Genomic DNA, 14,702 nt, shown 5'->3' on the forward strand with positions numbered 1-14,702 from the left:
GAATAAGGTCGGTTTCACCCCTTAATTTTCAATGCAAAAGAATATCAGGTTATCCCCGGGTTCTATTGGGGTTCCATTGGAGTCCTAAGGCATGATAGTTGCATTTTAAGGCATCTTTAAAAATAGGACAAACAGCTGGGATTGTTAAAAAAGTCAGTTAGGCAAAATTATGTTTACCATTTGTAGTTATCCTTTTCATCCAGAGTTGACTTATCCATTATTTGAAAACCTAACCTTAAATAGCATTCAAAACTATTTACATCCAAACCACATATTTTTTTAAAAATCAGGTAAGTTTTCTTATCTTTGCCTGGCAAATAATAAATCGTAATTTATTTGCTATGCAACTCGACTCCACAAAATTTATTGCAACAGGTTTAACATATGACGACGTACTTTTAGTACCCGCTTATTCTGAAATTCTGCCCCGCGATGTAAATACAGCCACTTTCTTAACAAAAAAAATCAAGCTTAACGTTCCATTGATTTCTGCAGCGATGGATACCGTAACCGAAGCCGAACTTGCCATTGCCATTGCGCAAAATGGGGGTATTGGGATGTTGCACAAAAACATGACGATCGAAAGACAAGCCGAAGAAGTTCGTAAAGTTAAACGTTCAGAAAGCGGAATGATTCAGGATCCGGTTACTTTGTTGGAAACTGCAGTCGTTGCCGATGCTTTCAAAATCATGAAAGAGCATAAAATTGGTGGCATCCCGGTAGTGAGCAGCGATAATAAACTGGTTGGGATTATCACCAATCGCGATTTGCGTTTCCAGAAAAACATGGCCAGGCCAATTGCTGAAGTCATGACAAAAGAAAATCTAATTACTGCGCCAGAGGGAACAAACCTGGTTCAGGCAGAAGAAATTCTTCAGAATTATAAAATTGAAAAATTACCAGTCGTTTCTAAAGATGGTTATTTAAGTGGTTTAATCACTTTTAAAGATATTTCAAAAGTTAAAAATTATCCTGCTGCTTGTAAAGATGAACGTGGACGCTTACGTGTAGGTGCCGCAGTTGGCGTAACTGCCGATACCCTACAGCGTGTTGATGCTTTAGTTCATGCAGGTGTTGATGTAATTACCATCGATACCGCTCACGGACATTCGAAAGGGGTAGTTGATAAACTAAAAGAAGTAAAGGCGAAATATCCTGATCTACAGGTAATTGTTGGTAATATCGCCACTGGTGCAGCCGCTAAATTTTTAGCAGATGCAGGTGCTGATGCGGTTAAAGTGGGTATTGGTCCGGGTTCTATTTGTACAACCAGAATTATTGCTGGTGTTGGTGTTCCTCAATTATATGCGGTTTACGAATGTGCTAAAGCATTAAAAGGTACAGGTGTTCCGGTTATTGCTGATGGTGGTATTAAACACACAGGCGACATTGCAAAGGCAATCGCATCTGGAGCAAATACGGTAATGGCGGGTTCATTATTTGCCGGAGTAGAAGAATCACCAGGTGAAACGATCATCTACGAAGGACGTAAATTTAAATCTTACCGCGGAATGGGATCTATCGAAGCGATGGAGCAAGGTTCTAAAGACCGTTATTTCCAGGATGTTGAAGATGATATCAAGAAATTAGTTCCTGAAGGAATTGTTGGTCGCGTTCCTTTTAAAGGCACTTTAGCCGAAGTAATGTACCAATACATTGGCGGACTTCGTGCCAGTATGGGCTACTGTGGTGCCGCTACTATTGAGGCTTTACAAGAAGCGCAGTTTGTTCAAATTACGGCTGCTGGTATGCGTGAAAGTCATCCACACGATATTACCATTACTAAAGAAGCACCAAATTATACGAGATAGGGTTAAAGGCGAAAGCTAAAAGACTAAAGCTAAAAGGTGAAAGCTTTCCAGTCAGTTGACCATTGGAGATGCTTCTAAAAAAAAATAATGTTACAATGTGGGGCGTCCTAAGGGTAGCCCCACTTTTTTTATACTTATTTCTACTACCTTAATAAGTTATAAAATTTGCAAAGGTTTCTTCTTTTTTGAAAATGAGACAACCGATCTGAAATCTGCGAATCTGCGGCCAAAAAAGCGCTATCAATCCCATGTTACTTTGTGTTTCCGTGGCAAGAAAATTGTTCATTGGTTCAATGGTCATTAGTTCATTTGTTTGGGTGCAAAATCGATCCGTCTTGCTTTGTGTTTCCGTGGTAACAAAATTGTTTATTGGTTCAATGGTCATTAGTGCATTTGTTTGGGTGCAAATCGATCCGTGTAACTTTGTGTTTCCGTAGCAACAAAATTGTTTATTGGTTCAATGGTCATTAGCGTATTTGTTTGGGTGTAAATCGATTCGTGTTGCTCTGTGTCTCCGTGGCAAAAAAAATTGTTCATTAGTTCATGGTCATTAGTGCATTTGTTGGGTGTAAATCGATCCGTGTTACTCTGTGTTTCCGTGGCAAGTAAATTGTTCATTGGTTCAATGGTCATTAGTGCATTTGTTTGGGTGCAAATCGATCTGTGTTGCTCTGTGTCTCCGTGGCAAAAAAAATTGTTCATTAGTTCATGGTCATTAGTGTATTTGTTGGGTGTAAATCGATCCGTGTTACTCTGTGTTTCCGTGGCAAGTAAATTGTTCATTGGTTCAATGGTCATTAGTGTATTTGTTTGGCTGCAAATCGATCTGTGTTGCTTTGTATCTCCATGGCGAACATTTCAAATCCTCAGATAATAATTATCACAAAATAAAATTTGGCAAATACTTTTTTTTAATATATTTGTCGACTAAATCTATAGATTTAATATAATTAACATGAAGCCAATTAATCAAAATTTAAAACTGTGTTGCTGTTCTGCGCTAAATGCTCAAACAAAACATTTCCGAAAGGATCAATAATCACTATATCTAAACCAAACACATTAATGTAATTATGAAACAAAGTTTACTTATTTTATTTGCTATCATATTATCTGCAACTGCCGCATTCGCTCAAAATACGGTAAAAGGAATAGTGAAAGGTACCAATGGCATAACTATTCCTGGCGCAACCATTACGGTAAGAGGCACAAAAATTGCAACTATCACCGATGTTGATGGTGCCTTTACCATCGATGCCAAACAACAACCTCCATTTTATATCCGGGTGAGTTATGTTGGATATAAACCTCAGGATTTTCAAATTTTGCGACTTCAGGAGGCTCCAATTGAATTGGTTTTAGTAGAAGACACCCAACTTGATGAAATTGTAGTAACCTCAAGAAGACGTTCGGAAGTTTTACAGGATGTACCGATTCCAATCACAGTTATCGGCGGTCAGGCGGCAGAAAATGCAGGTGCTTTTAATGTTAACCGTTTAAAAGAACTGGTTCCTTCAGTTCAGTTGTATGCTTCAAACGCCAGAAATACCACCCTAAACATCAGGGGATTAGGGTCTACTTTTGGATTAACCAATGATGGAATTGATCCTGGCGTAGGTTTTTACGTGGATGGCGTTTATCATGCACGCCCGGCCGCTACCTCTACCGATTTTTTAGATATAGAACAAATCGAAGTCATCCGCGGACCGCAAGGAACGTTATTCGGTAAAAATACAACAGCAGGTGCATTTAACATTACCACAACCAAACCTACACAAACGCCAACAGCAAAAGTTGAAATGAGTGTTGGTAATTACAACTTCATTCAGGCTAAAACATCAGTTTCTGGTGGCGTTGCAAAAAATCTTGCAGCAAAAATCTCAATATCTGGTACACAACGTGATGGTACCATTTACAATACCAGAGAGGAGCGAAGATATAGCGGTCAGAACAATTTAGGTTTCAAGGGTCAGTTATATTTTACACCATCAGATAAATTAAAAATCTTATTAAGCGGAGATGTGAGCATTCAACATCCGGCAGGTTATCCTTTAGTCATTGCAGGTGTTACCACAACCGAAAGAAGTGCCTATCGTCAATATGCCCGAATTGTTTCCGATTTAGGATACCAACAACCCAAAATTGATCCATTTTCAAGAGAAATCAATACCAATACGCCCTGGAGACATAATCAATCAATTGGTGGTATTTCACTAAATGTAGATTATAAAATTGGCAACGGAACATTAACTTCTACCACGGCTTGGAGGTTCTGGAATTGGGATCCAACAAATGATAGAGATTTTTCCGAATTATCAGCACTTACTAAATCACAAGGTAATTCCCGCCATGATCAATACTCACAAGAGATTAGATATGCAGGCGACATTACCGAAAAGTTAAGTGGTGTTTTCGGTGTATTTTTTCTCGGTCAAAACCTGCAGGGTTTGGGTCAAACAGAAGAGGTGGGCAAAGATCAATGGAGATTTGTGCAAACCGCTAATACCGGTGCACAAGCGCTATACTCCACGCCAGGTTTGTTAGATGGATTTGGAATTAAAACCAATTCAACTATCAAATCATTAAGTGCTGCAGTATTTGGACAAATCGACTGGGAAGTAATTGAGCACTTACACGTGCTGCCAGGTTTAAGATTTACCTATGATAAAAAAGATGTAAATTACGATAGAAACACCTATGGCGGTTTGCAAACTACTGATCCTGCGTTATTGGCACTTAAAGCAGCAGTTTATGCGAATCAACAGTTTGCTACTAAAGTTGATAATAATAATTTATCTGGAAATATCACTGTTTCCTATCGTCCAACGCCGAAGGTAAATGCTTATGCAACTTTTTCTACAGCCTACAAACCAGTTGGGGTTAACGTAGGTGGTTTACCAACTACATCAAACGGACAGGCAGATTTAACATTAGCAGTTGTGAAGCCCGAGTATGTAGAACATTATGAACTTGGCGTTAAAACAAAACCTTTTAAAGGAGCGATATTAAATGTAACGGCGTTCAATACCGATATTAAAGATTATCAAACCAATGTACAGTCGCCTCAATTAGGTGTAAACAGGGGCTATCTTGCCAATGCCGAAAAAGTTCAGGTTAAAGGATTGGAGGTTGATGGAACCTATCAGTTGGAACGTTTCTTAACCTTAAATGCAGCTTTGGCCTATCTGGATGGGAAATATGTAACCTTCACCAATGCGCCACTTCCGTTAGAAGAAACCGGCCATACCGAACTGGTAAATGGTGTGGCAACGCAAGTAGCATTTAAAGATGCATCGGGTGGCAGATTACCAGGGATCTCAAAATGGAATGTTTCTGGCGGTGCAGAATTTAGCACGCCGGGTAATTTAGCTACTAAACCAGGTCGTTACTTTATCGCCGGCGATGCCAGTTACCGTTCTACATACTCATCAAATCCAACTCCATCGAGCATTTTAAATGTTCAGGGATATTCGCTGTTGAATGCGAGACTTGGATTTAAGTCTGATAAGTTCTCCGTATTTGTATGGAGCAGAAACCTAACCAATAAAAATTATTACGAGCAATTACAGGCAGCAGCAGGTAATTCAGGTTTATATGCAGGTGTGCTTGGAGATCCGAGAACTTATGGCGCTACTTTCCGTTACAGTTTCTAAAATTTTTTAACAGCACCTTAAGAGTCTTAAAAGCTGTTAAGATTTTTTATACTTTTCTCTTTATTTGGGTTAGAAGCGTCGATTAGTCGGCGCTTTTTATTTAACATCCGAATCGTTTCAGAGGAAGCTAATTATTTTAAAACTTCAATATATTTGGAATTAGGAGTAATAACTTATAAAATACACTGCTGAAAAAGTATTTTAAATCACAAAAACATTAAAGTAACAGCTTTGTGCAGAATAAAATTTATAGCAAACGGATAAAATCTTAACTTCGCTAAATTTTTAAATTGGATGAATAAGCTAAGAGCGGTTTGTGTTTATTGTGGCTCAAACTTTAATGGAGATCCACAGTTGCGTAAAGCCATTAAACAGTTGGCAGATACACTAGTCAGGGAAGAGATCAGTTTAGTTTACGGCGGAGGAAGCGTAGGCGTGATGGGCGTGCTGGCGAATGATATTTTAGAAGCTGGTGGTTTGGTTACCGGCGTGATTCCGCAGTTTCTGATGGATAAGGAGGTAGGCCATAAAGGTGTTACCGAAATGATTTTAACCGAAAACATGCATCAGCGCAAACAGAAAATGGCTGATTTAAGCGATGGTTTCGTGATTCTTCCTGGCGGTTTTGGTACTTTGGAAGAATTTTTTGAAGTGCTTACCTGGTTGCAATTAGGTCTGCATCATAAACCGATAGGAGTTTTAAACGTAGGTGGATTTTATGATCCGCTATTCGCACAGATGGAAATGATGGTTCAAAGCAAATTTTTAAAGCCTGCCAATCGCGATTTGGTTTTCAATGAAACTGATGCTGAAATATTAATTGAAAAAATGGATAATTATTCGGCTGTGCCGGATGAGGTTTGGTTTAAGGAAAAAGATTTAATCTAAGCAATCGTAAACATCAAAAGTTTTTAGGATTGCTATCACTATAAAAGATTCATAAAAATGCAAATTATTACATCTCACGCAGAATTTGAACAACATTTAGGTAAAGAACTTGGTGTTTCTTCGTGGCATACCATCACACAAGAACAGATTAACAAGTTTGCAGATGCTACGCTGGATTATCAGTGGATTCATACTGATGAAGAAAAGGCAAAAAATGAAGGGCCTTTCGGTTCTACCATTGCCCATGGATACTTAACACTTTCGCTTATTCCTTATCTTTGGAAAGAGATTGTTGATATTCAAAAGCTTAAAATGGAGATTAATTATGGTATCGAAAGCTTAAGATTTGCGCAACCAGTGTTGGTAAATGCTAAAATCAGACTCAAAGCGAAATTGGCCTCCATTGTTAACTTACGTGGCGTAACCAAGGTTCACATGGCAATAGAGATGGAAATTGAGGATCAAAAGAAACCTGCCTTTACTGGTGAGGTGGTTTTTCTTTACCATTTTATAACTCCTTAAGGTTATTCATTGTAGCATTTTTACTGCGACACTCGTTTTGGTTAGAAAAAATTACTACGCTCATGAAAAAAACTTGCCAGGGTGCCAGCTTAATTTTAATGCTATTCTTTTTATTTTTTACAGGCTGTAAAGAAAAAATGATGGAGCTAAAAGCAAACGATTCTTTTTTGCCGATGCAAATCGGTAATTTATGGTTCATTAATAGTGCTAACTATACCGAGATTACAGATACGGTTAGCATAAATAAGAAACTTTTCTATAAATTTTATTCTTTAGTGGGTGGCGATGCCATTAGCATTTCGTATTTAAGAATCGACGAACAAAATAGATTAATAGAAGGCTACCCAACGGCTCCGCTAAAAACATATTTAAAAGCCGATTTTAATGCCAATAAAGGGGATAAATTTTTTACAACAGGCCAAAAGGATTACAACGACAATGAAGTTACTGTTGTTCAAAAGACAGATACAGAAATGACTTTTGATTTCGATATGGTTTACCATCCAAACTTAAAGGGACATCCTTATTCTGTAAAATATATAAAAGGAAAAGGCTTTCCCGGTAAATGGAAAAAATTAAAGATTAATAATATTGTTTTACAAAATTAATCTCTGTTGAATTTCTTTTTGATGAATCCACTTAATGATTCATCGTCTAAATCTTCTAAAGTACTCAATTCTAATTCTAGCGCTTTCGTGCTGAGTTGAATTTCTATCAGTGAAATAATCAGCGAAATCATAAAAAATATTAAACTCAATGCAAAGAGCATTTCGGCTATTATGTTCCATTCAAGGTAAATAAAAAACATGCAAAACAAACAACTGGCGAAACTCAGCACACCGAAAGCCTGCATGTTTTTGATCAGTCTTAACCGATAGCGGAGGTTTTTGATTTGATTTTGTAAACCAATATTTTTCTCGCCCTCTTCATATTTAGATTTTAAACTTCTAACTAATGTTGCCAGAGCCAAAAAACGATTGGTGTAAGCCAGCATGATTAAACTAATGGCTGGAAATAGTAAGGCAGGAATATTTATGGTTAGCTCCATTTAATGAGATTTCTTCAAAAGTATCGTTTTAAAATGATTTGTGGTGGTTAACCGCAAAGTGAAGGGAAGTTTTTCGCGAAGAGCGCAAAGCTGGTTGTTCAGATTTTATCACTAAGTGCCACAGGTTAGATAATCTCTGTGACTTCTTTGTGCTTTTTTCTCTGTATGCTCTGTGGTTATTTTTTATTTCTAATTGCAAAGCTGAGTGTTTAGATTTTACCACCGAGGGCATGGAGGTTGCACAGAGAACATAGAGTTTAAGAATCGATTACATAATCTCTGTGACTTCTTTGTGCTTTTTTCTCTGTTTGCTCTGTGGTTACTTTTTATTTCTAATTGCAAAGCTGAGTGTTCAGATTTTACCACCGAGGGCACAAAGTTTACACAGAGAACAAAGTGAGGAAGTCAAATCTGGTATTCTGTGGTTACATTTTAAACACCAGCTTGGCGTTCTTTGCGCTTTTATCTCCGCATCCTTTGCGGTTAAAATCACTCCCATATTCTGTGGTTTAATATTTCGAACACAAGCTTGGCGTTCTTTGCGCTGTCCTCTCTGCGTTCTTTGCGGTTAAAAACCAGCGTAGACCAGAAACCAATTTGGTCGCCATGCTTTATTCCAAAATAAGATTTAAATTGCCAACATGGATATCGAATTCAACAAGAACGAAGACGTGAACAAACAATTGGTTTACGAGCTAAGAACCAAACTTAAAAAGATTTACCTCGGTGGTGGCGAAAAAAATGCGGACAAACAAAAGGAGAAAGGTAAGTTGTTGGCTCGCGAACGGATTGATTACCTAATCGATAAAGACACGGAATTTCTGGAAGTTGGTGCTTTCACTGCCGATGGCATGTATGCAGAACAAGGTGGTTGTCCGTCTGCAGGCGTAGTTTGTGGAATTGGATATGTGAGTGGCAGGCAATGCATGATTATTGCCAATGATGCAACGGTGAAAGCTGGCGCCTGGTTTCCTATGACGGCCAAGAAAAATCTCCGTGCGCAGGAAATCGCTATGGAAAACCGACTTCCTGTGATTTACCTGGTTGATAGTGCAGGTGTTTATTTACCGATGCAAGACGAAATTTTTCCAGATAAAGAACATTTCGGAAGAATGTTCCGCAATAACGCGATGATGTCGGCAGATGGAATTGTACAAATTTCGGCGATTATGGGGGCATGCGTAGCTGGTGGTGCCTATCTTCCCATCATGAGTGATGAAGCCATGATTGTTGATAAAACCGGGTCGGTGTTTTTAGCAGGTTCCTATCTGGTAAAATCTGCAATAGGAGAGGATGTTGATAATGAAACTTTGGGAGGAGCCACTACGCACTGTGAAATCTCCGGTGTTACTGATTATAAACATCCAAATGATCAAGCTTGTCTGGATAGTATCCGGAATATCATGAGTATGTTAGGAGCGCCTCAAAATGCTGGCTTTGATCGGATTAAATCGGCTAAACCAAAAGAAAGCGAAGAAGAATTGTATGGGATCATTCCGGAAAACAGAGATAAACAATACGAAATTTTAGACATTATCAACCGTTTGGTTGACAATTCTGAATTTGAAGAATATAAGAAAGGATATGGCCAAAGTATCGTTTGTGGTTTAGGTCGTATCGACGGTTGGGCAGTAGGCATTGTGGCTAATCAACGCAAAGTCGTTAAATCTAAAAAAGGGGAAATGCAATTTGGCGGTGTGATTTATTCCGATAGTGCAGATAAAGCTACCCGGTTCATTATGAACTGCAACCAAAAGAAAATCCCGCTGGTATTTTTACAGGATGTTACCGGCTTTATGGTTGGAAGCAGGTCTGAACATGGTGGCATTATTAAAGACGGGGCAAAAATGGTGAATGCGGTTGCCAATTCCGTAGTGCCAAAATTTACGATTGTGATTGGGAATTCTTATGGCGCAGGTAATTATGCCATGTGTGGGAAAGCTTATGATCCAAGGTTAATTTACGCCTGGCCAACTGCTAAAATTGCGGTAATGGGTGGCGCTCAGGCAGCTAAAACCTTATTGCAGATTCAAGAAGCATCATTAAAGGCAAAGGGTGAAGTGATTACGCCAGAAAGAGAAGCGGAACTATTGAAAGAAATTACCGATAAATATGATAGCCAGACTACACCTTACTATGCTGCTTCAAGACTTTGGGTAGATGGTATTATTGATCCGCTGGAAACCAGGAAAGTAATTTCTATGGGTATCGAGGCCGCGAATCAATCACCAATAACCAGAAAATTTAATGTGGGGATCATTCAAACATAGAGTTTAAGATACAAAGAATAAATACTTATGTTTTGGTTTTAAATCTTAAGATGAACACATTAAGAAGATTCTTTAGGTAGGAATCTGATCGGTTGATTATATAAAATAGACACTAGTATAACGATTTTCTCGATATAAAATATTTTGTATCTTTAACCAATATTTTAATGAAACATATCAAAGATGAATTACGAAATATCATTATCGGCGATGGATCAGTTGGCGAGACAAGCCCACTCAAAAAAACACAAAATTTCCTTAGAAGAAATGAGAAAGCAAGCATCGGATCTGAAAAACAAAAGTATCTCAAAACTGAAGAAACAATCTGTTTAATAGATTTTTTGGTTTATCAATACCATTTCTTTTAAATATAGATTTTTACTCCTGATTTAAGTTTCTTTATCGAAATTGTATTTCTGTCTCAGCAAAAATAGCATGCGCTTTGCGTAACACTGTTAATAAGTAAACTATGTTGACAATGAATACTTGCCAACAATTGTTTAAAGCATTAAATTTGTGCTACAGTTTAAGAATTTCAAACACACACTATAATGTCACAAGAAAACGAACACGTTCAGTGTTTAATCATTGGTTCTGGTCCTGCAGGTTATACTGCAGCAATATACGCTGCCAGAGCTGATTTAAAACCAATCATGTATACCGGCATGCAAGCTGGCGGTCAGTTAACGCAAACTACAGATGTAGAAAATTTTCCTGGTTATCCGTTAGGAATTATGGGCCCGGAAATGATGGAAGATTTCCGCAAGCAAGCTGAACGTTTTGGTACAGATATCCGTTTTGGCTACATCAGTTCAGTAGATTTCTCATCAACCCCACACAAGGTTGTGGTTGATGAAATTAAAACCATCACTGCCGATACCGTGATTATCGCTACCGGTGCAACTGCAAAATGGTTAGGCTTACCAAGTGAACAACAATATAATGGTTTCGGCGTATCTGCTTGTGCAGTGTGCGATGGTTTCTTCTTTAAAGGACAGGATGTTGCCATTGTTGGTGCCGGAGATACAGCAGCTGAAGAAGCAACTTATTTAGCCAAACTTTGTAAAACAGTACATCTATTAGTTAGAAGAGACGAATTCAGAGCATCAAAGGCAATGGTAAGTCGCGTTTTAGCAACACCAAATATTGTAGTACACTACAATACTGAAACGCAGGAAATTTTAGGTAATGGTAAAAATGTAAAAGCGGTTAAAGTACTTAATAATCAATCTAACGAGGTTTCTGAGATTGCTATTGAAGGTTTCTTCGTAGCCATTGGGCACAAACCAAATACCGATATTTTTAAAGGTCAGTTGGAGATGGATGAAACAGGTTATTTAACTACTATACCGGGTTCTACTTTAACCAATATTGAAGGTGTTTTCGCTTGTGGGGATGTTCAGGATATGTATTACAGACAAGCGGTTACGGCAGCAGGTTCTGGTTGTATGGCTGCTTTAGATGCAGAAAGATATTTATCAGCGAAGGAACACCCGGTTGAAGCATAAGATTATTAATTCCATTTTGAAAAGAGAAGCCCATCAGGTTTCTCTTTTTTTTTGTTCGTAACAAAAAAGTGTGATTAAGAATCTTGCCTTAATTTCTATCTTAGATGGATTTTACTGAAATTAACCTAAAACAAACCAAATTATGAAGAGAGCATTATCCATTTTTATTGGTGTATTGATAAGTGCAGGTGCATTTGCACAAAGCGATCCAAACCTCGGAATTATTCCTGCACCAGTGTCAATCACCAGGGCCAATGGGAATTTCGTTTTAGATAAAACGACTATTTTAATTAATCAAAGCATAGATGGCGCTAAAATAAGTGATCTGTTAAATGCATTTATGGTAACCAAAGCGGGTTTTTCCCTCAGAGAAGCCAAGGTTACACAGCCAAATCTGAAAAGCATTCTGTTAACTTCAAGTGGTGCAGATAAATTGCCTGCCGAAGGTTATACCATCAAAGTAACTCCAAATCAGATGATTATTACCGGAAACGGGGCCGGATTATTTTATGCCGTTCAATCTGTAATGCAAATGATGCCAGAGAAAGTAGCCGATAAAATCTCAATTCCTGCGGTAACGATTAACGATTATCCGCGTTTTAGCTACCGTGGAACAATGCTGGATGTATCTCGCCATTTCTTCCCGATTTCGTTTATCAAAAAATATCTAGATCAGCTTGCTTATTATAAAATCAATACTTTTCACTGGCATTTAACTGATGACCAGGGATGGAGACTGGAAATTAAAAAATATCCGAAATTAACGACAGTAGGATCTGTGAGAAATGGTTCTACCATCGGACGTTATCCGGGAACAGGAAATTATTTAACAGAGGTAAAAGGTTTTTATACACAAAACGAAGCCAAAGAAATAGTTAAATATGCAGCTGAACGATACATCACTGTAATCCCGGAAATAGAATTACCAGGCCATGCATCTGCAGCTATTGCGGCTTATCCGGCTTTAAGTGCTTTTCCAGACCGCGATACTTTTGTAAGTGATAAAACGGCTTGGGCAGGATCGAGAAAAGGAAAGCAAGTACAACAAACATGGGGTGTTTTCGACGATATTTTTGTTCCTTCTGAAAATACCTTTACCGTATTGAATGATGTTTTAGATGAGGTGATTGCTATTTTTCCATCCAAATATATCCACATTGGTGGAGATGAGGCACCTAAAAACTATTGGAAAGAATCGCCGTTTTGTCAGGCATTGATGAAAGAAAAAGGTTTAAAAGATGAACATGAGTTACAAAGCTATTTCATCCAAAGGATAGAAAAGCATGTAAATGGAAAAGGCCGTTCTATTATTGGTTGGGATGAAATTCTGGAAGGTGGTTTGGCGCCAAATGCAACGGTAATGAGTTGGAGAGGGGAGGAAGGAGGAATTGCTGCCGCACAACAAAATCACGATGTAATTATGACTCCAGGTTCTATGGGTTTATACATCGATCACCAGCAGTCTGAATCGCCTGATGAACCAACCACCATTGGTGGTTTAGCGCCTTATCAAAAGATTTATGCCTATGATCCCATTCCAAAGGTTTTAACAGCTGATCAAAGAAAGTACATTAAAGGTGTTCAGGCCAACATGTGGACAGAATACATTAAAACAACAAACAAGATTGAAAACCATGCTTTCCCCCGTTTGATGGCATTATCTGAAATTGCCTGGAGTCAGGTTGATCGGAAAGATCTGAAAAATTTTACGGAAGATCGTTTACCTGTTCACCTGGCTCGCCTCGATAAAATGGGTGTTAACTATTGGGTACCTACACCAATAGGACAAAGTAATAAACCACTAAATGGTGGTGAGTTTACTATTGATTTGAAAGTACCGGTAATTGATGGGAAAATTTACTATTCTTTAGATTCATCAAGACCATCTGAAAATGCATTTTTATATACTGCACCGATAAAAGTTATTATTCCAAAGGGTGAGAAAAGAGTGCTTAAAACAATTGTCATTGCGCCAAGCGGCAAAAGAAGCGTAACTACTGAAACGCTTTTGAACAATGGTGCACCGGAAGTAAAAGCCGAGGCTAAGAAATAAAATTCGTTTGTTTTAAAAAGCTAAATTCTTTAATTTGGGGAAACCAAAATGCACCCAGGTAAATGAAAATACAAAAATATACTTTGCAGCATCTCTTGTTCATTACAGGGATGCTGTTTTGTTTTGCATGCACAGAAGAGCAATCTGTTGAGGTGAAGGTTGAGACACCTAAAGTGGAGAAAAATCCTTTCCGCTTTTATAAAAATATAGAAGTGAAACCGGGATTAACCTTTGAGTTGCTTAGCTGGGGTAAAGGAGTAGATTCTATTGGTGGCTATCAGATTTTAATGTCAGATTCGGTGCGAAATAATTATAAATCTCAGGCGGTTGAACGCAATGGTATTTTAACCGATGCCTGGAATATGGATTTAGATCACGATGGCAATCCAGAGATTTATGTACAATTGCAAAGCAAAAAGAATGTTCTGGATTTAAATGTGTTTGAGTATGCCCGTGGAGATTTCAATAAGATTAGTTTTCCATCGTTGTCTTCCGATCAGAAAAAAGGATATCATGGAAACGATAAGTTTTTTATGAAAGACGGTGATTTGTTCAGGTCGTTTCCTGCAAAAGATGCTAACGATTCTACTAAAATTTTGACTAAAACTTATTTATACAAATTAAGCAGAAACAGCTTTTCAACCAGTGAAGTGCTATAGTAAGTTTTAGCTGAAACATTAAGGCGTTATTGCTGTAAATGTAAATCATTAAGAGTATCCAATTCCGCGAGCGTCCTCCTAAACCTAATTCAGGATCCGCCCTGTACGTCTTCCTGAACTTGATTCAGGATCTGTTTCATACTTAATTTATTCTAAAACATTAAATGCGGTACAGGTAATCATTCATAGTATCCAATTCCGTGAGCGTCCTCCTGAACTTGATTCAGGATCTATTCCATAATAAATGCTATTCAAGACATCAAAGTATAAAAATCGTACCTTTAATTTCC

At 38.1% G+C, this 14,702-nt stretch carries 11 protein-coding genes; 10 read left to right on the top strand and 1 reads right to left on the bottom strand.

The genetic code is table 11. From position 1 onward, the window contains the following. Positions 1 to 341 precede the first annotated feature (341 nt). The 5 genes from guaB (at position 342) to ACN1CD_RS19235 (ending at position 7,482) form a co-directional block, all read left to right on the top strand. On the top strand, positions 342 to 1,811 hold the full coding sequence (gene guaB, locus ACN1CD_RS19215; RefSeq protein ID WP_419132041.1) for an IMP dehydrogenase: 1,470 nt from the start codon (positions 342 to 344) through the stop codon (positions 1,809 to 1,811). A 1,073-nt stretch (positions 1,812 to 2,884) separates the two neighbouring features. Then, positions 2,885 to 5,464, top strand: coding sequence for a TonB-dependent receptor (locus ACN1CD_RS19220; protein WP_419132042.1), 2,580 nt, complete (start codon positions 2,885 to 2,887; stop codon positions 5,462 to 5,464). A 294-nt stretch (positions 5,465 to 5,758) separates the two neighbouring features. Further along, positions 5,759 to 6,352, top strand: coding sequence for a TIGR00730 family Rossman fold protein (locus ACN1CD_RS19225; RefSeq protein WP_419132043.1), 594 nt, complete (start codon positions 5,759 to 5,761; stop codon positions 6,350 to 6,352). Between the two features lie 57 nt (positions 6,353 to 6,409). Next, positions 6,410 to 6,874, top strand: coding sequence for a MaoC family dehydratase (locus ACN1CD_RS19230; protein WP_132534632.1), 465 nt, complete (start codon positions 6,410 to 6,412; stop codon positions 6,872 to 6,874). Positions 6,875 to 6,936: 62 nt separating this feature from the next. Continuing rightward, the gene (locus ACN1CD_RS19235) at positions 6,937 to 7,482 is read left to right on the top strand and encodes a hypothetical protein (protein ID WP_419132044.1); all 546 of its coding nucleotides are present in this window, start codon (positions 6,937 to 6,939) and stop codon (positions 7,480 to 7,482) included. Here ACN1CD_RS19235 and ACN1CD_RS19240 read toward each other — a convergent pair. Continuing rightward, positions 7,479 to 7,922: a DUF2721 domain-containing protein gene (locus tag ACN1CD_RS19240; protein WP_419132045.1), complete on the bottom strand. Its 444-nt coding sequence runs from the start codon at positions 7,920 to 7,922 to the stop codon at positions 7,479 to 7,481. The genes ACN1CD_RS19235 and ACN1CD_RS19240 overlap by 4 nt on opposite strands. 641 nt (positions 7,923 to 8,563) lie before the next feature. On the opposite strand from ACN1CD_RS19240, the gene ACN1CD_RS19245 reads away from it, so the two are divergent. The 5 genes from ACN1CD_RS19245 (at position 8,564) to ACN1CD_RS19265 (ending at position 14,412) form a co-directional block, all read left to right on the top strand. After that, positions 8,564 to 10,192: an acyl-CoA carboxylase subunit beta gene (locus tag ACN1CD_RS19245; RefSeq protein ID WP_419132046.1), complete on the top strand. Its 1,629-nt coding sequence runs from the start codon at positions 8,564 to 8,566 to the stop codon at positions 10,190 to 10,192. Between the two features lie 167 nt (positions 10,193 to 10,359). Beyond that, positions 10,360 to 10,560 (top strand): hypothetical protein, encoded by a 201-nt coding sequence (locus ACN1CD_RS19250; protein ID WP_419132047.1) that lies wholly within the window; start codon positions 10,360 to 10,362, stop codon positions 10,558 to 10,560. 183 nt (positions 10,561 to 10,743) lie between these two features. Continuing rightward, the gene (gene trxB / locus ACN1CD_RS19255) at positions 10,744 to 11,700 is read left to right on the top strand and encodes a thioredoxin-disulfide reductase (RefSeq protein ID WP_419132048.1); all 957 of its coding nucleotides are present in this window, start codon (positions 10,744 to 10,746) and stop codon (positions 11,698 to 11,700) included. A gap of 142 nt (positions 11,701 to 11,842) precedes the next feature. Next, complete coding sequence (locus ACN1CD_RS19260; RefSeq protein ID WP_419132049.1) at positions 11,843 to 13,753, top strand: family 20 glycosylhydrolase; 1,911 nt, start codon at positions 11,843 to 11,845, stop codon at positions 13,751 to 13,753. 62 nt (positions 13,754 to 13,815) lie between these two features. Next, complete coding sequence (locus ACN1CD_RS19265) at positions 13,816 to 14,412, top strand: hypothetical protein (protein ID WP_419132050.1); 597 nt, start codon at positions 13,816 to 13,818, stop codon at positions 14,410 to 14,412. Positions 14,413 to 14,702: the final 290 nt, after the last annotated feature.

The organism is Pedobacter sp. N23S346 (assembly GCF_048515415.1).
Classification (GTDB): domain Bacteria; phylum Bacteroidota; class Bacteroidia; order Sphingobacteriales; family Sphingobacteriaceae; genus Pedobacter.